This is a genomic window from Methylobacterium sp. AC832, assembly GCF_979256025.1.
This window is the reverse complement of record NZ_CEEDMV010000004.1, coordinates 352002-377884: the sequence shown is the minus strand read 5'-3', so window position 1 is coordinate 377884 and position 25883 is coordinate 352002. Positions and strand designations below refer to the sequence as shown.

Sequence of the window (25883 nt, the reverse complement as noted above, 5' to 3'; positions counted from 1 at the left end):
GGTCTCAACGCGGCGAAAGCATGGCCGCCCGCCGATTCAGGCCGCGACGCCCATCATCTGATCCAGGGGATGGTCCACCTCAAGATCGGCCACGATCTCGCAGCGCTCGGCCTCATCCTCGGCGAGGCGGTGAACATGCATCTCGTTCGCACCGCCATGGCGCGCACGAGCGATCCAGTTACGGGTGAGCCGTTCGCGCGGGCTCGACCCCGCCGCAGTCACGGCGATGAGTTCGCCGATCCCGGCGGAATCCCGGCGCACAGCCATCACCACCGCCTCGCCCATGTCGTCGAGTTCGCGCTCGACCAATTCGTGGATGCCGACGACGTAGCGGCGCCCGGACCGTCCGCGCCAGGCGCTCAGCACCAGGGCAGGAGTTCCACGCAGGCTGGCCGCCGTCCTGAGACGTACTTCGCGCATCGGTGGGATCTCCGGATCAGAGGATGGGCGTCGGTGAAAGCCGTGTTCCGCGCCTTGCGGCACAAGAACGGAGACGGCTTTCTCGTTCGCCCTTTGTTCCAGAATAATCTTAACAATTTCCACCCGTCAAGAGTCGCGCTTTCGCTCTCCGCAGGGTGCCTCCGACCGGCTTATCCACAGCCTGTGGATAGACTGAGCGCTCACGCGGTCCTGGATTGTTCTGCGACGGCACCGGTCTCGGGCACGGCATGACCGCGTGCCGCCAGATCCGCCCGGCCGGACGCCAGGAGGGCATCGGAGGCGGCTTCGATCCGAGTCTGCATCTCCTCTAGGAACGCCGTGCGGTCCAGCCCGGGAGCGATGGGGGGGAGGAACTCGATCACCGTGGTGCCGGGGCGGCGGGTCAGCTGGCGGCGCGGCCAGTAGAGACCGCTGTTGAGGGCGACGGGCAGACAGGGCACGCCCAGGGCCGCGTACAGGTGGGTGATGCCGAGCTTGTAGGCGGGGGGTGAACCCGGCGCCTTACGGGTGCCCTCGGGGAAGATGATGAGCTGGCGTCCGTCGCGGATGGCGCGGGCCGCCGCCTCGTTCATGGCGGCCATGGCGCGGGTGCCCTTGGACCGGTCGATGGCGACCATGCCGGAGCGGGAAAGGAACCAGCCGAAGAGCGGGATCCAGAGCAGCTCGCGCTTGAGGATATAGGCGAAGTCCGGGAAGGCGGTGACGAGGGCCAGGGTCTCGAGGGCGGATTGATGCTTGGACGCCACCAGCAGCGCGCCGGGTGGGCGGTGGTGCAGCCCCCTGAACTCTACGCGCACGCCCCCGACCACGCGCAACAGCCACAGGCTCACATGGGCCCAGAACCGGGCGACGCGGATGCAGGCCCGCTCCGAGACGAGGGCCGGCAGGCCGCCGATCGCGATGACGGCGGTGGCGAGATAGAAGACGATGTTGAAGGCGATGGAGCGGAGGATGTGCATCGGAAACCCGGAATGATGCCCTTCCTGTAGCGCGCGCAGTCCCGCCGCACCATCCGCCGGGCCCTAACTGCCCTATTCGCCCTCGGCCAGGGTTCCGCGCTGGCGTGTATCGGCGGTCCCGGCCACGAATCCCTTTCCCATCAACACCGAATTGGCCGAGCCCGAACTCGACCCCACCCGCACCGCGTGCCCCTTCGCCCGAAGCAGAGCGAGGGTGTCCGGCGAGAGCCCGTCTTCGGCGAACAGCACGTCCGGGCGCCATTGATGATGGATGCGCGGGGCGGTGACCGCCTCGGCGAGGTTCATGCGGAAATCGATGACGTTGACGATCACCTGCAGCACCGTGGAGATGATGCGGCTGCCGCCTGGGCTCCCGGTGACGAGGACGAGGCGTCCGTCCCTGAGCACCATGGCCGGCGTCATCGAGGAAAGCGGCCGGGCCCCGGGCGCCACGGCATTGGCCGGGCCACCCACGAGGCCGTAGGCGTTGACGCTCCCGGTCTTGGCCGAGAAATCGTCCATCTCGTTGTTGAGGAGGACGCCGGTCCCTTCCGCCACGAGCCCGAACCCGTAGGAGAAGTTCAGGGTCGTGGTGGTGGAGACAGCGTTCCCGGCGCGGTCCACCACCGAGTAATGGGTAGTCTGGTCGGATTCGTAGGGCAGCGGGTCGCCCGCCTTCACCGCGTCGGCCGGGCGGGCGCGAGCGGGGTCGATGGCGGCGCGCAGGGTCTCGGCATAGGCCTTGGCGGTGAGGCCCCGCACCGGCACCTCCGAACGAGACGGGTCGCCGAGCCAGGTGGCCCGGTCGGCATAGGCCGGCTTCATCGCCTCGGCGAGGGTGTGGAGGGCCTGGGCGCTGCCCGCGCCCATTGAGGCCAGGTCGAACCCTTCGAGGATGTTCAAGATCTCGATCAGATGGACGCCGCCCGAGCTCGGTGGCGGCATCGAGACGATCTCGTAGCCGCGATAGCTGCCCTTCACCGGCTGGCGGATCACGGGCCGATAGGCGGCAAGGTCGCCCGGCGTCATCACCCCGCCGACATCTCTCGCCGCCGCGGCGATCCGCTCCGCGATCGGGCCGGTATGGAACGCATCGGGCCCCTGTTCGGCGATGGCCGTGAGGGTCCCGGCGAGATCGGGCTGGACCAGGGTCTCGCCCCGCTGGAGCGGTCGGCCGTCTCGGAAGAACACGGCCCGGCTCGAAGGCCACCTTCCGAGGCGGTCGGCGGCGCGGGACAACGAATCGGCGAGCCCGCCCTCCATGGGAATCCCGTCCCTGGCCAGCGCGCGGGCGGGAGCGACGAGATCGGCGAGGGTGAAGCGTCCCGACCCGTAGAGGCGGTGCGCCTCGGCCAATCCGCGCACGGAGCCCGGGACACCGACGGCCTTGCCGGTGCGGATGGATGCGCCGCGATCGGGCTGGCCGTCGGGCGCGAGGAACATGTCCGCCGTCGCCGCGGCGGGTGCCGTCTCACGAAAATCGATGGCTACGGTCTCGCCGGTCCCGGCGAGGCGAACCAGCATGAACCCGCCGCCGCCGAGATTGCCCGCCTGCGGCAGCGTCACCGCGAGGGCGAAGCCCACCGCCACGGCGGCATCCACGGCGTTGCCCCCACCCTTCAGGATCGCGACACCGATCCGGGTCGCCAGCGCGTCCTGCGAGGACACCATGCCGTGAGTCCCGAGGACGGGGAGGATACGGGCATCGTCGGAAGGGATCGGGGGCAGTTCCGGTACCGCCTGCGCGAGGGCCGGTCCTGACAGGAGCGTGAGAAGCGCCAGGGCGAGGCTGAAGCGATGTCCGGTCATGCCCAATCCGTCATGCGAGGCTCTCCCACGGCATCCTGCGCCGATGCCCGTCGCAGCCAACGCAGCGGCAGCGGTGCCCGTTCAGGCTCCCACAGGCCGGTCGCGTATGGCGATCCAGCCATAGACCAGCCCGGCGGCCGCTCCGGCAAGGAAAAGCAGGGCCGTGACCCGTCCCTCAACGGCGAGGTTGTGGGCGGCGAGGGAGGCGGGCGCGCCCCGCATCAGCCACGGCACGAGGGCGGTGGCGAGCCCCGTGCCGACGGCATAGGCCGGAGCACTGCGCAGGTTCATCGCCTCGCCGATGAGCGCCATGGCGAGGGGCGGCAGCACCAGCAGGACGAACCCGGCGCGGGCGATACCGGCGGCCCGGAGGAGGAGTGTGTCGGGTCCGATCCCGGAGGCGAGGTCGGTCATTCCCTGCAGGAAGCCGAACAGGCCGAGCCGGGTCAGCGCCTCGCTGGAGACCGGATCGAACAGGATGGCGACGACGAGCACCAGGGCCCCGCAGGGAATGGCCAGACACAGGGCGAGAGACGCCCAGATCAGGCGGCCGACGAGCCGCATGGGACGCGCTCAGCCTTCGTCGTCATCGGCCCCGGCATAGACACCCTCGGCGCCGATCCCGTCTTCCAGCATCATTCGGGCGCGAGCGCGCAGCTTCTCGGTCTCGCTCTTGAGCTGGCCACAGGCGGCGAGGATGTCGCGGCCGCGCGGCGTCCGAACCGGCGACGCGTAGCCGGCTTCATAGACGATTTCGGAGAATTGCTCGATCCGCTCCCAATCGGAGCATTCGTAGATGCTGCCGGGCCAGGGATTGAACGGGATCAGGTTGATCTTGGCCGGGATGCCCTTGAGCAGCCGCACCAACTCGCGCGCATCCGCATCGGAATCGTTCACGCCCTTGAGCATCACGTATTCGAAGGTAATGCGGCGGGCATTGTTGAGGCCGGGATAGTGGCGGCAGGCCGCAAGCAGTTCGGCCAGGGGATACTTCCGGTTCAGCGGCACCAGCGTGTCGCGCAGGTCGTCCCGCACCGCGTGGAGCGAGATCGCCAGCATGGCATGCGCCTCGACTCCGAGCCGCTGCATCTGCGGGACCACGCCGGAGGTCGAGACGGTGATACGCCGACGGGAAAGGCCGAGGCCTTCCTGGTCCGACATGACACCCACGGAATCGATGACGTTGTCGATGTTGTAGAGGGGCTCACCCATGCCCATGAAGACGATGTTGGTGACGGCGCGGCGGGTCTCGTCCTCGCCAGCAGCCACCGGGTTCTGGCCGACCCAGTCGTTCAACCGGTCGCGGGCCACCACCACCTGGGCGGTGATCTCGGCGGCGGTCAGGTTGCGCACCAGACGCTGCGTGCCGGTGTGACAGAAGCTGCAGGTGAGGGTGCAGCCGACCTGGGACGAGACGCAGAGCGTGCCACGACCCCGGCCGGGAATGTAGACGCACTCGATCTCGGCGCCGCGATTGTGGTCGTGCTTGCCGGTGGGCGCCATGCGCAGCAGCCACTTGCGGGTGCCGTCGCGGGAAATCTGCTCGGTGACGACCTCGGGCCGCTCCAACGTGTAGGCCCGCGCCAGATCGGCCTTGAGCCCCTTGCCGACATTGGTCATCTGGTCGAAGTCGGTGGCGCCGCGCGCGTTGAGCCAGTGCCAGAGCTGGCCCGAGCGCATGCGCTGCTCGCGCTCCGACACGCCGATGGCGGCAAGGCGACCCTTCAATTCCTCGCGGGTGAGGCCGATAAGGGACGAGCGGCCCGGCGGAACGGCGTCCGGCTGGAACTCGGGAAGCTTCTCGATTGCGGCCACGACGTTGACGTCGCGACCGGCGGTGTCGAACGACGCCGTCGCCATGGATCTCTAACCTTCGGACTTGGAACGAATCCGATATAGGCGATCCCGCACCGGAACGCGAATGCGTCCCGATGCGTGCACGGAATAGCGGGGCCTACTGAGCCGGTTTGGGCTCGGCCGGAGGCTTCGCTTCGGCGGGTGGGGTGGCTGTGCCCATGGGAAGCAGCACGTTCTTCACGACATTGCCCTCGGGGCCGTATTCGCCGGCGACCGCCAGGCAGGCCTGCTCCCGGTTCAGCTGCATCTGATTCGACATCAGCGCGAAGATCGTCTGGACCTTGTTGCCGAAAGGTCCACGCGGGCCGACATCGGCGGCGTTGACATTCTGCTTCTGGAGCAGGGCATCGAATTGTTCGACGCCGATCTGGTAGCCGCAGACATTGGCGGCGGCGAAGATGTAAGCGGCGAATTCCAGGGCACGGGGCGGAGGCGCGTTGCGGATCTGGGCCTGTGCAAGGGTCGGTGCGAGCAGGCCGGCCGCAAGGCACAGGGTGAGAACGGGTTTCAGGCGCATGGACGGCGTTTCCTCGGAAGCGTTCTTGGGGCGGCGCGGATTCTTACGTTCCGCTTATGCTGCCCGTCCGAGATAGACCGCCGGGCCGTCCTGTCAAAGCGACCGTTTCACCGCGTCAAGCGAGCGACCAGTCGATGGGGGAAAGGCCCCGGCTCACCAGCCAGGCATTGGCCTCGTCGAAGGGCCGCGTGCCCGGGAAATCCCGCAACCGGTTGAGCGGCGAGGGATGTCCGGTCTCGATGACCCCGCATCGTTCGCGATCGATGAGGGCCGCCCGCGCGCGGGCCTGTGCGCCCCAGAGCAGGAAGATCGCGGGGGTCGGGCGGGCAGAGACCGCCGTCACGGCCTCATCGGTGAGGGCGGACCAGCCATAGCGCAGGTGCGCGCCGGATTTGCCGGCCTCCACGGTGAGGGCCGAGTTCAGGAGCAGCACGCCCCGTCTCGCCCAGGGCGTGAGATCGCCGCTCGCCGGCGCGCCCGGCAGTTCGGCGAGGATCACCTTGAGAGAGGCAGGAAGCCGGCGGGGACCGACATAGGAAAAGGCGAGGCCGTTGGCGTCGCCCAGCGTCGGGTAGGGGTCCTGCCCGAGGATCACGGCCTTCACCGACTCAAGCGGCGTCAGCGTGAGGGCACGGAAGACCGCATCGGGGGAAGGCAGGACCGTCGCCCCCTCGGCGATCCGGCGATCGACCCGCGCGCAGACGGCATCCGCCGCTCCACCGGAAAAGAACGGCAGCGTCAGCCAGGACGAGCCCGAGGCGCGGAACTCGTGGAGGGCCAGGCTCAGCGGGCCGGGCATCGTCACCGGATCACGATCCGGCCGTCCTCGGGAACGGAGAGGGGAGCATGCCGGGCGATATAAGCCATGACTTCGTTGGCCACGAGCTTGCCGTCCGTGGCGCCGATCAGGGTGCGCCCGTCCGCGAGGAGGCCGTAACCGTTGCCGCCATCGTAGAGGAAGTTGTTGGAGGCCACCGTATAGGTCCGCGTCTCGTCGAGGGGCTGTCCGTCCACCAGGATGGACTGAATCCGGTGTCCCGCATTCGCCCCCGGATCCACCGTGACGACGAGACCCGAGACCTGCGGGAAACGACCCGCCGGGCGGCCGAGATCGGCAAGGGCCGATTCCAGCAGGGTCCGCACCTGGGCGCCCGTCAGCGAGACCAGAACCGTGGTGTTGCCGAAGGGAAGCTCGGTGAGGATGTCGCGCCGGGTCAGCACGGTGCCGGCCGGATAGAGCCGGTTGCCGCGAATGCCGCCGCCATTGGTGAGGGCGATCTCCGCCCCCGTCGCCGCCCGGAGCGCATCGCCGACGAGGTTGCCGAAGCTGCCTTCGCGGAGGCGCACGGTCGAGATGCGGCTGTCGAGGGGCGTGCTTATCGTCCCCACCGGCACATCGAGTTCCTTCGCCAGCCGGGCCTCGAGCCGCTGCGTCAGGGCGAGGGTCTCGGGGTCCGGCGTGATGTCGGCGGTGTCGTGGATGCGGAAGGTCGGGTGCCAGGACAGGGTCCGGGCCTTGCCCGCTCCTTTCACCGTCACGGCGACGTCGATGGCGGTGACGTAGCGGGCGTCGAAGCTCGATTCCGCCAGCAGGCTGCACCCGTCATACTGCACGACGAGGTCGTGGTCGTGGCCAGAGAGCAGAATGTCGACGATCCGTGCCGCTACGATGGCCTCGTCGGTGATCCGTGCCGTATGACAGATGCCGACGATGAGCTCGGCCCCTTCGTCGCGAAGGGCCTGGGCCGCCGCGCGCAACGTCTCGATCTCGGGACCGAAGACGAGGTCGCCGGATTGCGATTTCTCCGGCGTGCTGGCGAGGGCGATGCCGACGATGCCGACCCGGATCCCGCCGAGCGTCACGATCATCCGGTCGCGGATCCCCTTGAGCGGCTTGCCGTCCGCACCGCGCAGATTGGCCGCGAAGACCGGAAAGGCCGCCTCGCCCATGCGCTGGGCGAAGGTCGTGGGGCCGAAATCGAATTCGTGGTTGCCCGGAACGAAGACATCCGGCGGCGCGATGTTCAGGAGTTCGACGATATGCGCGCCGCGGTCGAAACCCGACATCAGCGAGGGGGACAGGGTGTCGCCGGCATGGGCGTAGAGCATCGGCACGCCGCGCGCCCGCTCGGCCTTCACCACAGCGTTGAGGCGGGCGAAACCGCCACGGCCCTCGACCTCGGACATCAGGTAGATGTCGTTGACGAGGAGGAGCGTGAAGGTCGGTTCGATCGCCCCGGCACGGGCGGGCGCGGCCAAGCCTGCCGCGAGACCGGCCCCGAGACCGAGGCTCAGGGTCTGACGACGGGTAGGACGTGGCATCGCGACAGGTCTCCGAGGGGCCGGGCGGCGGAGTTTCCACCCGAAATCCAGTGTGGACGCGATCGATGAAGCCGATGCAACAACGGGGCACCGGTTCCGGCATCAGGCCGGAACGCCGAACTCAGCGAGAGGCGAAACCGTCGCGCACCGCCTTGGCGTTGCGGCGGATCATTGGCCAGATCCAGGCGCCTGACACCAGATAGGCGGCGGCCGGCATCGGCTTCAGATCGACGGCCAGGCGCTGGGCGAGGCCCGGATTGGCGAGTTCGCCCACCGGGGCGTCGGTCTTCACGTAGACGACCGTCGTGTCCTCGCGCCAATATTCGGGATGGGGGACGAGTCCGGCCCGGCGGGCGAGAAGGTCGAAGGTCTCCCGGACGTAGCCGTGGACATGGGCGAAGTGGAAACGCTCGTGCGGCGGCTTGCCGGTGGCGGCCATGTTCGGCACGGCAGCATAGAGCACCCCGTCGGGCTTCAGCCAGCGCGACAGGCGCTCCATCACCACGGCCGGATCGCGCAGGTGCTCGAGCACGTGATGCGTCGAGATCACGTCGAAATGCCCGGGCGGAAAACGCTCGTCGCTGGCATCGTCGAGAACCTCGACCTTGTGGTGCTGGCGGGCATAGGCGGCGTAGTCCCGGCCGGGCTCGATGCCGACCGCCTCGCAGCCCCTGGCGCGGACGGCGGCCAGGAACTCGCCCGAACCCGAACCGAAATCGAGCACCCGGGCACCGGGCTTCAGCTTCGGCGCCAGCAGGTCGGCGCGGAAAGTCGCTTCGCGGGCCGAGCGGTTGAGGTGGTGGCGCGGCGGCCCGCCGGCGAAGGCGAGCTGGTAATCCGCCCGGTAGGCATGGGCGTAGTAATGCGCCAATTCGTCCGGCGTCGGCATCGGGTCGGTGCGAATCAGCCCGCATTGCGCGCAGGCGATGGATTTCAGGGTCTTCAGCCGCCGGTCGGTCTCCGCCACCGTCACGGTCTCGCCCGATCCGCACAGATTGCAGACCGTCGGCGCCCCCTTATAGGGGTAGCCGGTGAACGGCATGAAGTGGTTGAAGAAGTACCGGGGAGACGGCATGTCGCGCCTTCATTGACGAGATGGTCGCTGGCAGGTCTCGTGCTCTAGATAGATATGCCGTCTGGTACAACTGTGCCGGAATGGCGTCATTCAGATAACCGCGCCTCACGTCGGCGCTTCGGAAACCCGATGAACGAACGCGTCGAACCGACGTCCCTCAAGGACCTCAAGCCGTTGCAGACCAGCTCCTCCGCGACCGCCAGCCTGCCCTCCGACCATCCGCCCGTGCGCTGGGGCCGGGTCGGCGTGCTTCTGATGAATCTCGGCACGCCGGAGGGCACGAGCTACTGGCCCATGCGCCGCTATCTCAAAGAGTTCCTGTCCGATCGGCGCGTCATCGAGGTGCCGCGGCTGATCTGGTGGCCCATCCTGAACCTCATCATCCTCACGAAGCGTCCCGGCCCGAAGGGGCGCGATTATGCCAGCGTGTGGAACAACGAGCGCAACGAGGGTCCGCTCAAGACCATCACCCGCGGGCAGTCCGAGCGGCTGCAGGCAGCGATGGGCGATTCCGTCGTGGTCGACTGGGCGATGCGCTACGGCAAGCCGGAAGTGTCCCTGCGCATCCAGGCGCTCCTCGACCAGGGCTGTGACCGCATCCTGCTGGTACCGCTCTACCCGCAATATGCCGCCGCCACGTCGGCTACCGCCTGCGACCAGGCCTTCAAGGCGCTGATGCAGATGCGCTGGCAGCCGACCGTCCGGGTCTCGGCGCCGTATCACGACGACCCAGTCTATATCGAAGCCATGGCCACCTCGATCCGCGAGGGATTGGCCAAGCTCGATTTCGAGCCGGAGGTGATCCTCACCTCGTTCCACGGGGTGCCGAAATCCTACCTTCTCAAGGGCGATCCCTACCATTGCCAATGCGTGAAGACCGGGCGGCTGATCCGCGAGGCCCTGGGCTTCTCGACGGAACGGATGCGCACGACCTTCCAGTCGCGCTTCGGCAACGAGGAATGGCTCAAGCCCTATACCGACGAGACCGTGCAGACCCTCGCCAAATCCGGTGTGAAGCGCATGGCCATCGTGGCGCCGGGCTTCACCGCCGACTGCCTCGAGACCCTGGAGGAGCTCGACGGTGAGAACCGCCATTATTTCGAGGAGAATGGCGGCGAGCGCTTCGCCTACATCCCCTGTCTCAACGACAGCGACCTCGGGATGAAGGTGATCGAGAACGTGGTCCGCCGCGAATTGCAGGGCTGGATCTGAGACGCCGACACCGCCCGCATGGGAGGTCGGCGGACTTCCCGCTCTGTGGGTGGTCGCCAAGTCCGGATGCTGTTGATAAAGGACGCGGCATCAGGCGGCGGGTGAACCATGACGAGACCGGAGGCAGTCGATCCGATCGACACCATGCGAGCGGATGAGGGAACGCGGCTCCTCGCGCATTTCTCGCACGGAGGCTACGGCCCGGTGACGCCCGCCGTGCTCCAGCCGGTGGAGCCGTTCCTCGAACTCTCCGGCGAAGACATCCGCCGGCGGATCTTCGTGACGCAGGACGCGTCGGGCGCGGAACTGTGCCTGCGGCCGGAATTCACCATTCCGGTCTGCCGCCAGCATCTGGCGCGGAGCGTCGGGACGACCGCCGATTACAGCTATCTCGGCCCGGTCTTCCGGCTCGGCTCCGGCGAGGCGGAGGAGTTCCTCCAAGCGGGCATCGAGTCCATCGGCCGCACCGACATCCCGGCGGCGGATGCGGAGGTGCTCGGCCTCGCCCTCGAAGGCCTCGACCTGCTCGGAGCCGGTGAGGTCTCGGTGGGGCTCGGCGATATGGGCGTCATCGACGCGCTGCTCGATGGGCTCAACGTGCCGCCGGCCGCCAAGCGGCGGACGTTGCGAGCACTCGCGGCGGGCCGTTCCCTGGACGACGTCACCACCGTCGCGACGGTGGAAGACCCGCATGCCGGGTTGCTGGCGGCGATCCAGGGCCAGGATCCGAAGGGCGTGCGCGCATTCGTCGAGGACGTTCTGTCCATCGCCGGCATTTCACGCGTGGGCGGACGCAGCGCCGGCGAGATCGCGGAACGCTTCCTCGCCAAGGCCTCGGCCCGAGCCAATGGCGGCGCCGGGCTCAACACTGAGAACCGCGCCATCGTCGAGCGCTACCGCGCCATCTCGGGCGATCCGGATCAGGCCGCCAACTCCATGCGCGAGCTCGCCGCCTCGGCGGGCGTCACCTACGCGCCGCTGGAAGCCGCCCTCTCCTTGTTCGAGGAACGGACCGGCTTCATGGCCGCGCGCGGTCTCGACGTGGAGCGGTTCCGGTTTTCGGGCAGCTTCGCCCGCAACCTCGATTACTATACCGGCTTCATCTTCGAGGTGACGCGGGGGCAGGGGACAGCTCCCCTCGTCGGCGGCGGCCGCTATGACGGCTTGTTCCAGCATCTGGGCAGTCCCACACCGATCCCGGCGGTGGGCTGCGCCGTCTGGCTGTCCCGTGTCCTCACGTCGGAAGGATCGTCCCGTGGCTGAGACCGTTCCGACTCCCCAGGCTTCGCAAGGCCCTTTCGAGGGCCCCCTCGTCCTCGCCGTGCCCTCGAAAGGCCGCCTGCAGGAGAACGCCTCCGCCTTCTTCGCCCGGGCGGGATTGAAGCTCGCGCAAGGCGCTGGCGCGCGCGACTATCGCGGCAAGCTCGTCGGCGTGCCCGATGTAGAGGTGCGCTACCTCTCGGCTTCCGAGATCGCCAACCAGCTCGCCAGCGGCAGCGCCCATCTCGGCGTCACCGGCGAGGATCTGATCCGCGAGAGCCTTCCCGATGCGCGAGGACAGGTCGAGTTGCTGACGCCGCTCGGCTTCGGCCAGGCCACGGTCGTCGTCGCGGTACCGCAAGCCTGGATCGACGTCCGCGCCATGACCGATCTCGACGAGGTCGCGGCCGAACTCCGCATCCGCCACGGGCGTCGCCTGCGCATCGCCACGAAATACGTGAACCTGACCCGGCGCTTCTTCGCCGAGCACGGGGTCGCCGATTACCGCATCGTCGAGAGCCTCGGTGCCACGGAAGGCGCGCCCGCTTCGGGCTCGGCGGAAATCATCGTCGACATCACCACCACGGGGGCGACGCTCGCCGCCAACGCCCTCAAGATCCTCGACGACGGCATCATCCTGCGTTCGGAGGCCAATCTCGTCGCCTCGCTGACGGCGCCCTGGGGCCAGAGCCAGAAGAAGGCATTGCGCACCGTGCTCGGCCGGATCGCGGCGGAGGAGCGCGCGCGCCTCACCCGCGAGATCCGGGCGGCGATGCCGGCCGACGGCGATCTCGATCTCGCCGGGATCAGCGCCCTTCACGATGCCCAGCTGCCCTACGGCATGCCGGAGAACCGAAGCGCCGAGATCGTGCTCCACTGCCCGGTGGACGCCACGTTCGACCTCGTGGACGATCTCGTGAAATCCGGAGCGAGCGCGGTCAGCGTCAGGCGGATCGACTACGCCTTCGGCCCGGACAACCCGTTGATCGACCGGCTGCTCACACGGCTGGGCTGAGGCCCGCCTGGGGCCTGCTTCCTACAGCGGCCCCTGCTTGGCGAATTCCGAGAAGACGCCGCGTAGGGTCTTCAGGCGCACCTCGTAGGCCTTGGTCAGGCAGGCGACATCCGCTGCGCAGCTGCGCCGTTCCTGCAGCCAGGCCTCCTGGTCGTCGCGCAGCTTGGCGTTTCCGCCCATGGGCAGGAGCCCGCGCAGGATCTCGAACCGGACAGCCATCTCCACGTCGAGATCGTTGAGGGGAAGATGGCCGCAGATCGCCTTTTCGTCGGGCGTCTCCGCCTTCTCGCACGGGAAGCTCGCGGCCTCGGCACCGGATGCGGCCAGCATCATGACCGCGGCAAGGCCCCATGCTCTGTAACGAGGATGCGATGCGATCATGATCCGAATCCCGGCTTGACGATGACGAGGATGACGATGGCCACCATGAGAAGCGTCGGGACCTCGTTGACCATCCGGTAGAAGCGGTGGGTCCGCGCGTTCCGGTCGGCGGCGAAATCCTTGACCATCCGCGAGAACCAGCCGTGGCAGCCGCTCATGGCGAGGACCAGGGCGAACTTCGCCTGCATCCAACCCGACGCGTAGAACCCGCTCTGCCAGACGAGGAACAGGCCGAGCAGCCAAGTGACGATCATGGCCGGGTTCATGATCGCCTTCATCAGGCGCCGTTCCATGACCTTGAACGTCTCGGACTGGGCCGAGGAGGCCGGCCCCTCGGGCAGGGACGCGTGGTAGACGAAGAGGCGCGGCAGGTAGAGCAGCCCCGCCATCCAGGAGATGACGGCGATGACGTGGATCGCCTTGATCCAGGGATAGAGCGTGTCGGCCATGGTCAGGCCGTCAGCGCCGCAATCTGGCGAGCATCCGCTCCACATGGGCGATCGGCGTCTGCGGGGTGATGCCGTGGCCGAGGTTGAAGATGTGCGGCAGTCCCTCCGTCGCCTCGAGCACCCCGTCCACGGCCGCGTCGAGGGCCTCACCGCCCTCGATCAGCGTTTCGGGGTGGATGTTGCCCTGGGTCACGGTGCGCGGCGTGACGGCACCGCGCAGGGCCTTCAGATCGACGCTCCAATCGACGCCGACGGCGTCCGCCCCGGTCTCCGCCATCACGCGGGCATGACCTTCCAGGCCCGAGCCCCGGGCGAAGACGATGATCTTCGCGCCCGGCACGCGGGCCCTGACTCCGTCGACGATGCGGGCGATGGGGGCGAAGCTCCAATGTTTCAGGGCATCCGCCGTGTCACCCGGTGCCTGCGGCAGCGAACCCGCATGGGATTCGAAGATCTGGACCGCATCGGCGCCGGCTTCGAGCTGGCGCGACAGGTACTCGATCTGCACCGAGACCAGGCGGTCGATGAGCGCTTCCACCAGGGCGGTCTCCGTATCAGCGAGCGCGCGGGCGGGAGCGAGGTCGGGCGTGCCACGTCCGCCGATCATGTAGCTTGCCACCGTCCAGGGACCGCCACAGAACCCGAGAAGCGTCGTCTCGGCCGGCAATTCGGAGCGCAGGCGCCGGACGGTCTCGAAGACCGGCTCCAAATGCTGGAAGATGCTCGGATCGTCGGCCTGTTTCAGGCGGGCGAATTCGTCCCGGCCATGGACCGGGTCGAGACGCGGGCCTTCCCCTTCGACGAAGCGGACATTCTGCCCGAGGGCGTCCGGCACGACGAGGATATCGGAGAACAGGATCGCCGCGTCGAAGCCGAACCGCCGGATCGGCTGCAGGGTCACCTCGGTGGCGAAGTCCGGATTGTAGCAGAGGTCGAGGAAAGAGCCGGCCCTGGCCCGGACCTCGCGATATTCCGGAAGGTAGCGCCCGGCCTGCCGCATCATCCAGGCGGGAGGGATCCGGGACGGCTTGCCGTCGAGAACCTGAAGCAGCGCACGATCGGTGCCGTCACGTCGAGTCATGCGCGTATCCGCCAGGTCCATCTTGATGGGGAGAGACCCTCCCCCTTGGAACAGAGCTATGACGTCCCGGCCCCTCCTCGGGAAGATCTTTTGCCGAGGGACGTTGTTTTACCGCAGGACGTCCCCGCTTCTCCGATGCCCACTTCCGAAAGCCCTGTTCCCTGGGAGAGCCTCTGGGGGTGGCCGAAAATCCCTGTCCCCGTCCCGTCTATCTAATAAGAAAAGAGAGATTCTAGGACTCTGTTTTTTCTTTTAGACGGGGGATGACGGGACCGCGAACTTGTCCACACCCCATCCCCGCGCCACCGCCGTTAACGGGGCTTTAACGGGTTCGCGCTAACTTTCGAGAACGGGAAGTCTAATCAGCGACTTGCGCGCCGTGATGGGTCCCTCGTGCCCGAACCCTCCCTGAATCTCCCAAACCGGGACCGGGACGAGGGTCGTCGGTCTGCATGTTGACGTGAGAGTCGACAACGCGGGGGAAGGTTCCGCCCCCGGGCCGGACAGGGGTGCTTTATCCCCACCTGTCGACTCCGGCCTTCAGGTGTGGTGGATAACCCGGAGATCCCTCGAGCCCGTCCGCCGGCCTGGGATGGGAATTTCCGATGAGTCGCAGCTACTTCCATCTCCATCTCGTGTCGGATTCCACCGGTGAGACCCTCATCAATGTGGGTCGCGCCGCCGCCGCCCAGTATGAAGGCGTCTCGGCCATCGAGCATGTCTATCCCCTGGTGCGATCCTCGGCCCAGCTCGAACGGGTGATTTCCGAGATCGAGGCGGCGCCCGGCCTCGTTCTCTACACGCTCGTCGGGCACGACCTGACCGAGCGTCTGGAAGCGGCCTGTCGCGAGACCGGCTCGCCCTGCCTATCCGTGCTCCAGCCGGTCCACGCCCTGCTCCAATCCTATCTCGGCGCGGAGACGACGGCCCGGCCGGGGGCGCAGCACATGCTGAACGCCGAGTATTTCAAGCGCATCGACGCGATGAACTTCACCCTCGCGCATGACGACGGCAACCTGCCCTTCGACATCGACGAATCCGACGTGATCCTCGTGGGCGTCAGCCGCACCTCGAAGACCCCGACGGCGATCTATCTGGCCAATCGTGGGCTGAAAACCGCGAATTTCCCGCTCGTGCCCGGCATGCCAGTGCCGCCCAATCTTGAGAACGCCCGCAAGCCCCTCGTGGTCGGCCTTCTCGCGTCTCCTGAGCGGATCGTGCAGATTCGTCAGAACCGTCTGCTGAGCCTGAAGGCGGACGACACCTCTCTCTATGTCGATCGCGACGCCGTCGCCGACGAGATCGCCGCCTGCCGCAAACTCTGCAGCCGACATCGCTGGCCGACCATCGACGTCACGAGGCGGTCCATCGAGGAGACCGCCGCCGCGATCCTCGATCTCCACCGCGAGCACCGGCTCAAGTTCATCGTGGCGTGAAACGCGAAGCAAGTTCCGTCATGACCCATCTCTGGCTTCCCGAACGTCCATTGGTTCTTGCCTCCGGCTCGCCGACGCGCAGGCATCTCCTGGAAGCGGCCGGACTCGACGTGGAGGTCGTGATCCCGAATGTCGACGAGCGCGGCATCGAGGCCGATTCAGGCCCCCTCGCCCCCGCCGATCTCGCCCGCCGGCTGGCCCTGGCCAAGGCACGGGCGGTCGCGGAAAAGGCCCGCGACAGGATCGTCCTGGCCGCGGATCAGGTTCTCGCCTGCGACGGGGAGGTGTTCCACAAATCCGCCTCCCTCGACGCGGCGAAACATCAGCTGAGCCGGCTATCCAACAGGACGCATTCCCTGCATTCCGCTGCCGCCCTCATCGTACCGGGGCGCGAGCCGGACGTGATTCACGACGAGGCCCGTCTGACCATGCGGGATCTGAGCGCCTCCGCCATCGACACCTATCTGTCGATTGCCGGCCATGACCGCGTCACCGGCACGGTGGGCGGATACCAGTTGGAAGGCCTCGGCATCCATCTGTTCGCGGAAATCGAAGGCGCCCATGCCACGATCCTCGGCCTGCCGCTGACCGGATTGCTTGACCGGTTGCGCTGCCATGGCTGCCTTGCCTTCTGATCCCGAACGCCCCGCGAGACCCATTCATGATCAAAGCCTTCGTCGTCGGTCATCCGATCGCCCATTCCCGGTCGCCGATGATCCACGGACACTGGCTCTCGACCCTCGGGCTCGATGGGTCCTACGAGCGGATCGACGTGGCGCCGGAGGATTTTGGGACCTTCCTGCGCGGCCTGAAGGCTGCCGGGTTCGCCGGCGGAAACGTGACTTTGCCACATAAGGAAGCCGCCTTCGCCGGGGCCGAGGTGCTGACGGCGTCCGCCCGGCGGATCGGCGCGGTCAACACGCTCTCCTTCGACGGGCAGGGACGTCTCGTCGGCGACAACACCGACGCCGTCGGCTTCACCGCCCATCTCGACGAGACCCTCGGGGCGGACCGGCTCGGCGCCGATGGGGGAGATGTCGTGATCCTCGGAGCGGGAGGGGCGGCACGGGCCGTCGTCGCAGGCCTCCTCGACCGGCCGGCGAGCCGCATCCTCGTGGCCAACCGCACGCGCTCGCGGGCCGAGGCCATCGTGGAACTCGATCCGTCCCGCGTGGAGGCCATCGACTGGGACGGGCTCGACGATGCCCTCCGCCGCGCCCGGCTTCTCGTCAACACTACCTCCCTCGGCATGACCGGCAAGCCGCCCCTCGACATCAAGCTGGATCGTTTGCCGGCTGAATGTGCCGTCGCCGATATCGTGTACTCGCCCTTGGAGACGCCGCTCCTCGCAGCGGCAGCTGCGCGAGGGCATCGCGTGGTGGACGGGCTCGGCATGCTCCTGCATCAGGCAGTGCCGGGTTTCGAACGCTGGTTCGGGACCCGTCCCGTGGTGACGCCGGAGCTGCGTGCCCTGATCGTCGCCGATCTGGTCGCGAACCGATGACCCGGCCGTTCATTCTCGGCCTCACCGGCTCCATCGGCATGGGGAAATCGACCACGGCCGCCATGTTCGCCCGGCGCGGCATTCCGATCCACGACGCGGATGCAGCGGTGCGGCGCCTCTACGCCGCGGGTGGAGCCGGCGCCCGCCTCATCGCCGACCTGTTCCCTGACGCCATCGCGGAGGACGGCTCCGTCGACCGCGCGTGCCTGCGGGACCATGTGCTCGGCCGGCCCGATTCTCTCGCCCGGCTGGAAGCCGCGATCCATCCCCTCGTCCGCGCGGAGGAGCAGCGCTTCCTCGACGAGTACGCCGACGCCTCCCTGGTGATCCTCGACATCCCCCTCCTGTTCGAGACCGGCGGAGAGGCGAGATGCGATGCGGTTCTGGTGGTGACGGCGGATCCCGATGTTCAGCGGCAGCGTGTGCTGGCGCGCCCGGGCATGTCCGAGGCGGCTTTTGCCGCGATCCTCGCCAAGCAGATGCCCGATGCCGATAAGCGCGCCCGTGCCGACTTCCTCATCGATACCGGGCTTGGCCTTGCTGGCGCCGAAAATCAGGTCGACGCTCTCATCGAACGGCTCGTCGGCGCAGGCCAAGCCTGACCGACCGCTTCGTTTCTCCTCGAATGGACCGCACCATGCTCCGTGAGATCGTCCTCGACACCGAAACCACCGGTACGGATGCCAAGAACGGGGACCGGCTGATCGAGATCGGCTGCGTCGAACTGATCAACCATATCCAGACGGGGGTGACCTTCCACCGTTACGTCAATCCGACACGGCCGGTCTCGCAGGGTGCGTTCGGCGTCCACGGTCTCTCCGACGCGTTTCTGGCCGACAAACCCGTCTTCTCGGCGATCGTGGATGATTTCGTCGCCTTCTGCGGCGATTCCCCCCTCGTGATCCACAACGCGCCCTTCGATGTGGGCTTCCTCAACATGGAGTTCGCCCGGCTCGGCGAAGGCGGGCCGCCGCAGATCGACCTGGGGGCGGTGGTCGACACGCTGCAGATGGCGCGGCGCAAGCATACCGGCGCTTCCAACAGCCTCGACGCGCTTTGCGTCCGCTATGGGATCGATACGACGCGGCGCACCAAACACGGTGCGCTTCTCGACGCTCAGATCCTGGCCGAGGTCTATATCGAGCTGCTGGGCGGCAAGCAGACAAGCCTTGGCCTGGCGATGGTCGAGGCCGCCGAACCCATCCAGATCGTTGCCTCCGGCGACGGTCCCGTCGCCACAGGGCCACGCCGATTGCGCAACCGCTTGAACCCCTTGGACGTTACTCAGCATGCTGCGTTCGTCTCATCTCTCAGTGCAAGCCCGATCTGGCGCGACTATGTCAGCGAGAGCGAAGGCGAGTAAATATTGCCTAGGTGCAATGCAATAAAACACATATTGCATTGCAACAGAACCAGCTTACATCTTTGCACAACGAGTCGGCGCGGAGGCGAATCGAGCCCATCGTCGATGCCGGATCAGCTTTTATCCTGCATCGATCAGATCCGCTGGCCGCTCGTCGACACACATGTCCAACACCCAAGAAAGCGATCATGCGATGGCTGATCACCCGAACCGGACACAGGCACGTCTGGCCGATCTCGTCGAAGCCACCAAGCTGACGGGGGCGGGCCGCTTGCAGGAAGCGTCCGATCTCATTCAGCGCGGCCTGTTCGGGAGCCAGGGCGCCAGCCATTCCGGTCAGACGGCGGACGCCGCAACCTCCACGCATTCGGCAGGCGGGATCGCGGAAGGTCTGCACGATCAGTTTCGTGGGGCCCTGGATCAGGTCGCGCGGAAATTCGGCCTGTCGTCGCCATCCGGCGCGGTCGCTCAAGGCGCGAATGCTCCCGCTCCGGCGACGTCCGGCTTCATGGGGTCCGATCCTGCGACGCTGTTCCGGGACGGAAACGTTCCGTCTCTCACCACGGGAGAGGGAACTTTCACCGCGCATTCCTTCGCCAACGAAGCGGGTGCGCGCGACTACAAGCTCTACATTCCCAGCCGTACGGTCACCCATCCTCCCCTGGTTGTGATGCTGCACGGCTGCACCCAGTCACCGGACGATTTCGCTGCCGGAACCGGCATGAACCTCCTTGCCGAGCAGGAAGGGTTCCTCGTCGCCTATCCAGGCCAGAGCACGAGGGACCATGGCCAGCGCTGTTGGAACTGGTACCAGCCCGGCGATCAGGCACGGGGCCTGGGCGAGGCCGAGATCATCGCTGGCCTTACCCGTGAGGTGATGCAAAACCACGATGTCGATCCGCGCAGGGTCTACATCGCTGGCCTCTCCGCCGGTGGCGCGGCCGCTGCCAACGTGGCCCTGGCCTATCCCGATCTCTACGCCGCTGTCGGCGTGCATTCCGGCCTTGCGGCCGGATGCGCCGGCGACGTCTCTTCGGCGCTCACGACGATGCGTCTCGGGCCTTCGGGAGCCGCCGCCACTCTGCAGGGAGGGACGCCCCGCGTTCCGACCATCATGGTTCACGGTGAGAACGACAGCACCGTCCACCCGCGCAATGGCGAGCAGGTCCTGCTCCAGGCCGGCGTCGATGCGCTCACGCCTTCCGTCTCGGACGGCGTGAGTCCGGGCGGGCTCTCCTATATCCGCACGCGTTATGCCGACGAGACCGATCGTGTGGTGGTGGAAAGCTGGGTCGTGCGCGGCCTCAACCATGCCTGGTCGGGGGGCGACCCGTCGGGCAGCTACACCGACCGTCGCGGACCCGATGCGTCACGGGCGATGGTCGATTTCTTCATGGCTCACCGCCTCGACCGACCGCGCCAGTGAATCACTGTCAGACCGCCACGTTGTCGATGAGTCGCGTCGAGCCGAGATAGGCGGCGACCAGAATCCTGGTCGCTCCCGTGGCGTGTTCCACCGGGGCCAGCGTGTCGGCATCGCACACGCTGAGATACTGGATCGTGCTGAACCCGGCCTCGATCAGCCGATCGGTCGAGGCGGAGACGAGGGGGGACGCGGCGTTCCCCGCCCGCAATCCTTCGGCGATGATCGACAGCTCGCGATGCAGAAGAGGGGCGATCCGTCGCTCCTGTGCATCGAGGTAGCGGTTGCGGGAGGAGAGGGCGAGGCCGTCCTCCTCTCGCAATGTCGGGACGCCGCCGATCGCGACGGGAATGTCGAGGTCACGCACTGCGCGGCGGATCACCTGCAATTGCTGGAAATCCTTTTCGCCGAACAGGGCGGTATCGGGCTGGACCTGATTGACGAGCTTCGTCACCACCGTGGCGACGCCGGAGAAATGGCCCGGACGAAACGCGCCGCACAATCCCTCGCTGATGCCCGCTACTGTGAGGCTGGTGGAGAAATCCGCCGGGTACATCGTCTCCACGGTGGGACAGTAGGCGGCATCGACGCCCGCCTCCGATAGCAGCGCAAGATCGGCCTCGGTATCGCGCGGATAGCGCGAGAAATCCTCGCTCGGCCCGAACTGCGTCGGGTTGACGAAGATGCTGACCACGACCCGCTCCCCCAGTTCCCGCGCCCGGGTCACGAGGGAGAGGTGGCCCTGGTGCAGGGCACCCATGGTGGGCACGAAGACGACACGGTCGCCCGCCGCCTTCCAGGCGCGGATGCAGGCCCGCATGGGGTCCACCGCGTCGAACCGGACCGGGGTGACGGGCGAGGCTTGGCTGCTCATCGGGGCTCTTCGGCAGGGCTCTGAGGGACGTCGATAAGCCTTCGACTATCCCAACTCGGTGCCGGAAGGCCAGATGCCGCGAGCGCCCGAGGTCAGTTGCAATAGGGTAGGAGGGACCGACCGAAGGGATCGTCCACGCCCAGTGCCGGTTTGAAGCCGTAATAGCTCGGTTTTCCGAGCCCGTAGGTCGATCCGACATAGCTCGGATCGTCCGGCGCGTCGGTGGGGATGGGTACGCTTCTCGGGATACAGGCGACCCGTCGGGGTCTCGCACGCTCCCGTCGCGGCGTGCTGTCCTCGTCCGCGCGCGGGAAGTAACGCGGCGGCGGCTCGGCTCCCGGAACAGGGCGGTTGGCCTCCACGCCGTAGGGAGTGGACCAGCGCTCCCGCGCATCGGCGGCCCCGGCCGGGCCGTCCAAGACGGACGCGACGAAACATGCCGCGATCAGCACCCTCGCGGCATGGCCTCCTGCTGTCTCGCCCCCTCGGCTCATGTCATCCCGCTGCGTGCTCCCGTCGCCGGAAGCCCTGTCGATGGGCGTTCACCGCCCAACTCTCCGTCCGTGGACGAGGCTCGAAATTCTCAGAACAGGGTGAACGAAAGGTTACCGTCGCAAAGCCCGACCATCGAGATCCGCCAAAGGGTTGACCGGCTCGGCGGAAGGCCTGTCGATCTTGAACGGCTTCGACAGGTTGCCGGCTAATAGAGCCAGGTCCGGCGTCGCTTCCTCGGTTCGGCCATAGAGCGAGGCGTCGAGGGCGGCCAGTGCCTCGGAGATGACCGGAGTGGAGCGCCAGAGCCGCGCGAGTTCGGGTTCGCGCTCGAAGACCGGGCCGAGGGCAGCGCGGAAACCCAGTCCGTCGCCGGCCTCCGCGTGGCGTGCGAGTTCGCGACGCGTCGCACGGTCGAGGCGCAGGGTCCGAGAGCGCCTCGGAACGCCAAAGCCGATGAGAGCGAGGCCGAACCCGAAAGCTCCCACGGCCGCAGCCGCAACGACCATTGGCGAGGCCGGGGCGACGGGTTTGGCGTCCTCGTCCCGGTCGGGCAGGCCGCCGCCGATCTGGCGGGCCGGGATTTCCGCTTCCCGCAAGGTCCGCGAGACGGTGTCGAACCAGGGAATGGAGATGGCATCCAGCGGGACGATCTCGGTGACGGCAGGGCGCACGTCCCATTGATAGGTCGCCCGCGCCACCGGACCAGTCGGGGTGATGATCGTCTCGCGGGTCACGGGGCCCGCGAAGGTGAGGATACCGCGTGTGCGCATGACCGGCCTTGGCGGCAGCCCTTCGGCCACCAGCCCCTGCGCCTCCAGGGTGACGATGCGCCTCGTGGTCTCGCCGATCTTCACCGTTTCGGGATCGGGGCTCCAGGAATCCGTGATCGTGACGTCCCGCGCCGGTAGCCACCACGGCTCCTTTACGTCGGGGCCGCCCACCGGCTTCGTCCAGGTGGCGACGGGCAGCGAGACCGGTACGGAGGGAACGTCCACCACCTTGCGGGTGCCGCCATCGTTGATGGTGAGGCGGTGGATGAACGGATCGATGGTGAAGTCGCCCGGATGGTGCGGGAAGATCGCAATGGTACGGTCGAAGGCTACCGCCACCTGTCCGTCCGGCAAGCGGGTCTTCGACCAGGTGTCCCGGCCGAGCTGGGTCCAGCTGAAATTCGCCAGCGACGGCTGGACGACCTCCTCCAGCAGGATCGCCTGCCGGTAGACGCCGCGAATGTGGAGCAGCACCATTTCCCGCGAGAACGGCGCCGCGTTTCCGTTGAGCTCCGGCGTCACCGTCAGGGTGAGGTCGCCGGGGGAGATTTCGGCATGCGCCGGAGCGGCGAGGAATAGGAACGCGCCGAGCACGAGCACGAGGACGCCACGCCGTCCGTGATCCCTCCCCCCTCTGCGGGGGAGGGTGGCCCGCGAAGCGGGTCGGGAGAGGGGAGCGCCAATTCCGGAGAGGTCGTCCCCTCTCTCGCCTGCTCCGCAGGCACCCTCCCCCGCAGAGGGGGGAGGATTGGTATCCGGGCGATACACTCCGCTCACCATGGGTTGCTTCCCGCCGGGACCGCCGTGCCCGCTTCCACACGCACCGCTTGCTCGGCTTTCAGGCGCAGCTTGAGATACCGGCCCGGATCGTCGGGTAGGGTCTGGAGCCAGAGGCGGTCGGGGCGGATTTCGTGCGCTTCGAAGCTCTTCGTCACGCGCCGCGCCTCCCGCTCCGGGGCGGCGGCGACCATGGCGGAACCGGCGCCCGTGCGTCCACGACCGGCTGCATCGCTGGCCGAGCCTCTCGCTTCACCTTTGCCGGAATCCACCGATTGCTGCTCGGCCTTGCCGCGCCGTGCCACCTTGCTGTTGCCCGGCGTCGAGGAGGAGGTGCCCCCCTCCTTGTTGCCGGCCAGTCCCTCACCGACGGAGGAGGCCTTCATGTCGTCGTTGGGATCCTGATTCGACGTCTTGTTGTAGCGCGAGCCCACCGTCGCGGTGGCATTGGCGAGGCCGCCGCCCTTGCCCGGATCGCCCGGCCCCTCGGCCACGAGGCGGGCGACGAGGGAACGATTGGCCTGCGCATCCGCATCGCGTGGATTGTATTGCAGGGCGACGTCGTAGGCGTCGATGGCGCCCTGGAAGTCGCCCGAGCGCGCGAGCGCATTGGCGAGATTGTAGGCGTTGCGCCGGACGCCATTCCGGAAGATGGCGATGGCCTCCTCGTAGCGTCCCGCCTCGTAAAGCGCGGGCCCGCGCCAAGCCGGATCGGCAAGGATGGTGGCGGCGGCGTTGGGCAGGCCGAGGCTCATCAGGCTGCGACCGAGCGTCGTGCGCGGCTCCGAAACCAGGGTGAGGCCGAGAATGCCGGCCCCCGCCAGCGTGATGCCGGCGATCCTGGCACAGCCGGTCCAATGCCGGGGCAAGTAACGGGCGAAGGGAAGACGATCAGGCAAGGAGAGGCGCGCGGTGCTCATCAGGCGCTCCTGCGGAACAGGGCGAGGGCCGGAAGCAGGGCGAGGAGGATCAGCCAGCGTCCCAGATCGGCGAAGGCGAGCACGGTGTAGCCGCCCGCCGCCAGATGTTGCGCCGTGCTGGCCCCCACCACAGCGAGGAGGGCGGCCGGCCTGTCGAGATCGACGGTGAGGCCGTTGCCCGTGCCGGTCACGCGGTCGAGGGCCGCCCGGTCCGGCTTGGGCGATCCCGCCGGCAGGGACTTGGTGGCCGGAACGAACACGGCATGGAGGTGCCAGCCCTTTTTCCGGATGGCAGTGGCCTCGCGCATGGCGGCATCGCCGATCCCGTCGCCATCGGTGACGAGGACCACGTCGCCGGCGATGACGCCGGCCTCTTCCAGGGTCCGGCGTGCGATGGCGAGGCCGCGCTCGGGATGGGTGCCGCGATCGGGCACGGTGTCGCCGTCCAGGGCGAACAGGACGAGGCTCAGGGCGTCGCGATCCGTGGTCGGTGGGGCGGCGAGATAGGCATCGCCGGCATAGACCACCACGGCGACGCTGCGGGTGCCCGCCGCCTGGGCCACGCTGTCGGCGATCTGGCGGACCTCCTTGAGGTGGCCGCCCTCGGCCACGGAGCGCGAGAGATCGATGACGACCACCGTCGCATCAAGGTTGCGGAAGGTCGCCGCGTCCGGGCGCTCGATGGCCGGTCCCGTGAGGGCGACGGCGATGAGGCCGGCCGCGATGGCGGCGGCGAGGTTGGCCTGGCGCCGACCACCGAGGACGGCTCCGCGCGTCTCGAGGAAGGCCATCAGGCCGGGATCGACCGCCTTCGCCCAATCGCCCAGCGGGGCCGAGCGCCAGGCCGCGCGCAGGGCGAGGACGAGGATGACGGGAATCGCCAGGAGCCACCAGGGCCGCAGGATGGCGAGGGAGAGAAGGGCGCTCATGCCTTGCGCCTCGCTACCAGCAGGCCCGCCGCGCAGAGGAGAGCAATGCCAGCGGGCCAGGGCCACAGGTCCTGCCGCAGGGGGACCGGGGGAGCCTTGGCCCGACCGCCTTCAATGGCATCGATCGAATCGGCCATGGCGATGAGGTCGTCGGTGGTCTTCACCCTGAAGAAGGTGCCCCCGGTGAGAGTCGAGATGTCCCGCAAGGTCTCGGCATCGACCACATCCTGCTCGCCGTCGGCATTGGACATGTCACGGGGGCCGAGCGCGATGGTGTGGACCTTGACGCCGAGTTCCTTGGCCAAAGCCGCCACGTCGCGCGGCGTGGTCTGGCCGGCATTGTTGGCCCCGTCCGTCATCAGCACCACGACCTTCGATGTGGCCTGCGGGATGTCGGACGCCTCGCCGGAGGTGGCCGGCACCAGCCGCTTGAGGGCGAGGCCGAGACCGTCGCCGATGCCGGTGGAGCGGCCGACGAGGCCGATCGTCGCCTCGTCGAGGGCGCGCGCCACGGTATTGGTGTCGAAGCTCGGGCTCGCGGCCACGTAGGATTCGTTGGCGAAGATGACGAGGCCGATCCGGTCCCCGGCCCGGCGGCGGATGAAGTCGGTGCCCACCCGCTTCACCGCGGTGAGCCGCGTCACGGTCTCGCCGTCGATGGCGAAGTCGCGGCGCTCCATGCTGCCGGACAGGTCCATCACCAGCATGATCTCGCGACCCGAGGCCGGAAGCGCGGTGGCGGGCAGGACGAGGCGGGGGCCGGCGAGCGCCGCCACCAGGGCGGCCCAGAGGGTCCAGATCAGGAGCGAGCGCCCGCGCCCGCGCGCCGCCACGCCGTCCCCTCGGGCGGAGCCCATCACGACGGTGGACGGAACGCGCAAGGCACCGCTCGATCCCATCCGCTCGGGCGGCAGCAGCCGGGCCGCGAGAAAGGGCAGCGGCAGGAGCAGCAGCGCCAGGGGCGCGGCGAGATCGAAGGCCGAGAGGAAAGCGGTGAACCAGGCTGGCATCGGC

Annotated in this window: 27 protein-coding genes; 9 read left to right on the top strand and 18 right to left on the bottom strand. The window is 67.9% G+C overall.

Going from position 1 to position 25883, the window contains the following annotated elements; all coding sequences use genetic code 11:
* Positions 1–36: 36 nt before the first annotated feature.
* The 9 genes from AC0IXR_RS16400 to AC0IXR_RS16360 form a co-directional block, all read right to left on the bottom strand.
* Positions 37–420 (bottom strand): hypothetical protein, encoded by a 384-nt coding sequence (locus AC0IXR_RS16400; RefSeq protein ID WP_207411156.1) that lies wholly within the window; start codon positions 418–420, stop codon positions 37–39.
* Positions 421–620: 200 nt separating this feature from the next.
* The gene (locus AC0IXR_RS16395) at positions 621–1400 is read right to left on the bottom strand and encodes a lysophospholipid acyltransferase family protein (protein ID WP_471761476.1); all 780 of its coding nucleotides are present in this window, start codon (positions 1398–1400) and stop codon (positions 621–623) included.
* 72 nt (positions 1401–1472) lie between these two features.
* Entirely contained in the window at positions 1473–3209 is a 1737-nt protein-coding gene (ggt, locus tag AC0IXR_RS16390) for a gamma-glutamyltransferase (RefSeq protein ID WP_471761475.1), read from the bottom strand.
* Between the two features lie 81 nt (positions 3210–3290).
* Positions 3291–3773 (bottom strand): hypothetical protein, encoded by a 483-nt coding sequence (locus AC0IXR_RS16385; protein WP_471761474.1) that lies wholly within the window; start codon positions 3771–3773, stop codon positions 3291–3293.
* Positions 3774–3782: 9 nt separating this feature from the next.
* Positions 3783–5069, bottom strand: coding sequence for a dual-specificity RNA methyltransferase RlmN (gene rlmN / locus AC0IXR_RS16380; protein ID WP_056422983.1), 1287 nt, complete (start codon positions 5067–5069; stop codon positions 3783–3785).
* Between the two features lie 94 nt (positions 5070–5163).
* A complete protein-coding gene (locus AC0IXR_RS16375) occupies positions 5164–5583 on the bottom strand; it encodes a hypothetical protein (RefSeq protein ID WP_471761473.1) in 420 nt (139 codons plus the stop codon).
* A 115-nt stretch (positions 5584–5698) separates the two neighbouring features.
* Positions 5699–6382, bottom strand: a complete 684-nt coding sequence (locus tag AC0IXR_RS16370; protein WP_471761590.1) for a uracil-DNA glycosylase — start codon at positions 6380–6382, stop codon at positions 5699–5701.
* Between the two features lie 2 nt (positions 6383–6384).
* Positions 6385–7905 (bottom strand): bifunctional metallophosphatase/5'-nucleotidase, encoded by a 1521-nt coding sequence (locus tag AC0IXR_RS16365; protein WP_471761472.1) that lies wholly within the window; start codon positions 7903–7905, stop codon positions 6385–6387.
* A 121-nt stretch (positions 7906–8026) separates the two neighbouring features.
* A complete protein-coding gene (locus AC0IXR_RS16360) occupies positions 8027–8980 on the bottom strand; it encodes a class I SAM-dependent methyltransferase (RefSeq protein ID WP_056422972.1) in 954 nt (317 codons plus the stop codon).
* Positions 8981–9109: 129 nt separating this feature from the next.
* Here AC0IXR_RS16360 and hemH point away from each other — a divergent pair, with 129 nt between their 5' ends.
* From hemH to hisG, 3 genes are all read left to right on the top strand, one after another.
* Positions 9110–10192, top strand: coding sequence for a ferrochelatase (gene hemH, locus AC0IXR_RS16355; protein WP_207411149.1), 1083 nt, complete (start codon positions 9110–9112; stop codon positions 10190–10192).
* Between the two features lie 108 nt (positions 10193–10300).
* On the top strand, positions 10301–11455 hold the full coding sequence (locus AC0IXR_RS16350) for an ATP phosphoribosyltransferase regulatory subunit (RefSeq protein ID WP_471761471.1): 1155 nt from the start codon (positions 10301–10303) through the stop codon (positions 11453–11455).
* Positions 11448–12467: an ATP phosphoribosyltransferase gene (gene hisG, locus AC0IXR_RS16345; protein ID WP_471761470.1), complete on the top strand. Its 1020-nt coding sequence runs from the start codon at positions 11448–11450 to the stop codon at positions 12465–12467. The genes AC0IXR_RS16350 and hisG overlap by 8 nt, the downstream gene beginning before the upstream one ends.
* Before the next feature lie 21 nt (positions 12468–12488).
* Here the strand turns inward: hisG and AC0IXR_RS16340 are convergent, their stop codons facing one another.
* The 3 genes from AC0IXR_RS16340 to hemE are packed head-to-tail and all read right to left on the bottom strand — an operon-like array spanning position 12489 to position 14378.
* Positions 12489–12848, bottom strand: coding sequence for a lysozyme inhibitor LprI family protein (locus AC0IXR_RS16340; RefSeq protein WP_471761468.1), 360 nt, complete (start codon positions 12846–12848; stop codon positions 12489–12491).
* Complete coding sequence (gene hemJ, locus AC0IXR_RS16335) at positions 12845–13297, bottom strand: protoporphyrinogen oxidase HemJ (protein ID WP_056422959.1); 453 nt, start codon at positions 13295–13297, stop codon at positions 12845–12847. The genes AC0IXR_RS16340 and hemJ overlap by 4 nt, the downstream gene beginning before the upstream one ends.
* Positions 13298–13307: 10 nt before the next feature.
* Positions 13308–14378, bottom strand: coding sequence for a uroporphyrinogen decarboxylase (gene hemE / locus AC0IXR_RS16330; protein ID WP_471761467.1), 1071 nt, complete (start codon positions 14376–14378; stop codon positions 13308–13310).
* Between the two features lie 605 nt (positions 14379–14983).
* Between hemE and AC0IXR_RS16325 the strand changes: the two genes are divergently transcribed.
* The 6 genes from AC0IXR_RS16325 (at position 14984) to AC0IXR_RS16300 (ending at position 20107) form a co-directional block, all read left to right on the top strand.
* Positions 14984–15814 carry a pyruvate, water dikinase regulatory protein gene (locus AC0IXR_RS16325; protein WP_056422951.1) on the top strand — a complete coding sequence of 277 codons (831 nt, stop codon included), beginning with the start codon at positions 14984–14986 and terminating at the stop codon, positions 15812–15814.
* A 20-nt stretch (positions 15815–15834) separates the two neighbouring features.
* Positions 15835–16449 (top strand): Maf family protein, encoded by a 615-nt coding sequence (locus tag AC0IXR_RS16320; RefSeq protein ID WP_471761466.1) that lies wholly within the window; start codon positions 15835–15837, stop codon positions 16447–16449.
* Positions 16450–16475: 26 nt separating this feature from the next.
* The gene (locus AC0IXR_RS16315) at positions 16476–17318 is read left to right on the top strand and encodes a shikimate dehydrogenase (RefSeq protein ID WP_471761465.1); all 843 of its coding nucleotides are present in this window, start codon (positions 16476–16478) and stop codon (positions 17316–17318) included.
* The gene (gene coaE / locus AC0IXR_RS16310; RefSeq protein ID WP_471761464.1) at positions 17315–17920 is read left to right on the top strand and encodes a dephospho-CoA kinase; all 606 of its coding nucleotides are present in this window, start codon (positions 17315–17317) and stop codon (positions 17918–17920) included. Before AC0IXR_RS16315 ends, coaE begins: the two co-directional genes overlap by 4 nt.
* Positions 17921–17955: 35 nt before the next feature.
* A complete protein-coding gene (gene dnaQ, locus AC0IXR_RS16305) occupies positions 17956–18681 on the top strand; it encodes a DNA polymerase III subunit epsilon (RefSeq protein WP_207411141.1) in 726 nt (241 codons plus the stop codon).
* Positions 18682–18874: 193 nt separating this feature from the next.
* Positions 18875–20107 (top strand): extracellular catalytic domain type 1 short-chain-length polyhydroxyalkanoate depolymerase, encoded by a 1233-nt coding sequence (locus AC0IXR_RS16300; RefSeq protein WP_471761463.1) that lies wholly within the window; start codon positions 18875–18877, stop codon positions 20105–20107.
* A 7-nt stretch (positions 20108–20114) separates the two neighbouring features.
* Here the strand turns inward: AC0IXR_RS16300 and panC are convergent, their stop codons facing one another.
* The 6 genes from panC to AC0IXR_RS16270 form a co-directional block, all read right to left on the bottom strand.
* Complete coding sequence (gene panC, locus AC0IXR_RS16295) at positions 20115–20978, bottom strand: pantoate--beta-alanine ligase (RefSeq protein WP_471761462.1); 864 nt, start codon at positions 20976–20978, stop codon at positions 20115–20117.
* Positions 20979–21070: 92 nt separating this feature from the next.
* Complete coding sequence (locus AC0IXR_RS16290) at positions 21071–21430, bottom strand: hypothetical protein (RefSeq protein ID WP_471761461.1); 360 nt, start codon at positions 21428–21430, stop codon at positions 21071–21073.
* Between the two features lie 153 nt (positions 21431–21583).
* Positions 21584–22837 (bottom strand): hypothetical protein, encoded by a 1254-nt coding sequence (locus AC0IXR_RS16285; protein ID WP_471761589.1) that lies wholly within the window; start codon positions 22835–22837, stop codon positions 21584–21586.
* Between the two features lie 179 nt (positions 22838–23016).
* A complete protein-coding gene (locus AC0IXR_RS16280) occupies positions 23017–23940 on the bottom strand; it encodes a tetratricopeptide repeat protein (protein WP_471761460.1) in 924 nt (307 codons plus the stop codon).
* Entirely contained in the window at positions 23940–24869 is a 930-nt protein-coding gene (locus AC0IXR_RS16275; RefSeq protein ID WP_471761459.1) for a vWA domain-containing protein, read from the bottom strand. The genes AC0IXR_RS16280 and AC0IXR_RS16275 overlap by 1 nt, the downstream gene beginning before the upstream one ends.
* Positions 24866–25879, bottom strand: coding sequence for a VWA domain-containing protein (locus tag AC0IXR_RS16270; RefSeq protein WP_471761458.1), 1014 nt, complete (start codon positions 25877–25879; stop codon positions 24866–24868). The genes AC0IXR_RS16275 and AC0IXR_RS16270 overlap by 4 nt, the downstream gene beginning before the upstream one ends.
* Between the last annotated feature and the right edge of the window lie 4 nt (positions 25880–25883).

Bases quoted from the DNA above. Each gene is read 5' to 3' on its own strand.
- AC0IXR_RS16400 (WP_207411156.1), bottom strand. From the start codon at position 420: ATGCGCGAAGTACGTCTCAGGACGGCGGCCAGCCTGCGTGGAACTCCT.
- AC0IXR_RS16395 (WP_471761476.1), bottom strand. From the start codon at position 1,400: ATGCACATCCTCCGCTCCATCGCCTTCAACATCGTCTTCTATCTCGCC.
- ggt (WP_471761475.1), bottom strand. From the start codon at position 3,209: ATGACCGGACATCGCTTCAGCCTCGCCCTGGCGCTTCTCACGCTCCTG.
- AC0IXR_RS16385 (WP_471761474.1), bottom strand. From the start codon at position 3,773: ATGCGGCTCGTCGGCCGCCTGATCTGGGCGTCTCTCGCCCTGTGTCTG.
- rlmN (WP_056422983.1), bottom strand. From the start codon at position 5,069: ATGGCGACGGCGTCGTTCGACACCGCCGGTCGCGACGTCAACGTCGTG.
- AC0IXR_RS16375 (WP_471761473.1), bottom strand. From the start codon at position 5,583: ATGCGCCTGAAACCCGTTCTCACCCTGTGCCTTGCGGCCGGCCTGCTC.
- AC0IXR_RS16370 (WP_471761590.1), bottom strand. From the start codon at position 6,382: ATGCCCGGCCCGCTGAGCCTGGCCCTCCACGAGTTCCGCGCCTCGGGC.
- AC0IXR_RS16365 (WP_471761472.1), bottom strand. From the start codon at position 7,905: ATGCCACGTCCTACCCGTCGTCAGACCCTGAGCCTCGGTCTCGGGGCC.
- AC0IXR_RS16360 (WP_056422972.1), bottom strand. From the start codon at position 8,980: ATGCCGTCTCCCCGGTACTTCTTCAACCACTTCATGCCGTTCACCGGC.
- hemH (WP_207411149.1), top strand. From the start codon at position 9,110: ATGAACGAACGCGTCGAACCGACGTCCCTCAAGGACCTCAAGCCGTTG.
- AC0IXR_RS16350 (WP_471761471.1), top strand. From the start codon at position 10,301: ATGACGAGACCGGAGGCAGTCGATCCGATCGACACCATGCGAGCGGAT.
- AC0IXR_RS16340 (WP_471761468.1), bottom strand. From the start codon at position 12,848: ATGATCGCATCGCATCCTCGTTACAGAGCATGGGGCCTTGCCGCGGTC.
- hemJ (WP_056422959.1), bottom strand. From the start codon at position 13,297: ATGGCCGACACGCTCTATCCCTGGATCAAGGCGATCCACGTCATCGCC.
- hemE (WP_471761467.1), bottom strand. From the start codon at position 14,378: ATGACTCGACGTGACGGCACCGATCGTGCGCTGCTTCAGGTTCTCGAC.
- AC0IXR_RS16325 (WP_056422951.1), top strand. From the start codon at position 14,984: ATGAGTCGCAGCTACTTCCATCTCCATCTCGTGTCGGATTCCACCGGT.
- AC0IXR_RS16320 (WP_471761466.1), top strand. From the start codon at position 15,835: ATGACCCATCTCTGGCTTCCCGAACGTCCATTGGTTCTTGCCTCCGGC.
- AC0IXR_RS16315 (WP_471761465.1), top strand. From the start codon at position 16,476: ATGATCAAAGCCTTCGTCGTCGGTCATCCGATCGCCCATTCCCGGTCG.
- coaE (WP_471761464.1), top strand. From the start codon at position 17,315: ATGACCCGGCCGTTCATTCTCGGCCTCACCGGCTCCATCGGCATGGGG.
- dnaQ (WP_207411141.1), top strand. From the start codon at position 17,956: ATGCTCCGTGAGATCGTCCTCGACACCGAAACCACCGGTACGGATGCC.
- AC0IXR_RS16300 (WP_471761463.1), top strand. From the start codon at position 18,875: ATGGCTGATCACCCGAACCGGACACAGGCACGTCTGGCCGATCTCGTC.
- panC (WP_471761462.1), bottom strand. From the start codon at position 20,978: ATGAGCAGCCAAGCCTCGCCCGTCACCCCGGTCCGGTTCGACGCGGTG.
- AC0IXR_RS16280 (WP_471761460.1), bottom strand. From the start codon at position 23,940: ATGAGCACCGCGCGCCTCTCCTTGCCTGATCGTCTTCCCTTCGCCCGT.
- AC0IXR_RS16275 (WP_471761459.1), bottom strand. From the start codon at position 24,869: ATGAGCGCCCTTCTCTCCCTCGCCATCCTGCGGCCCTGGTGGCTCCTG.
- AC0IXR_RS16270 (WP_471761458.1), bottom strand. From the start codon at position 25,879: ATGCCAGCCTGGTTCACCGCTTTCCTCTCGGCCTTCGATCTCGCCGCG.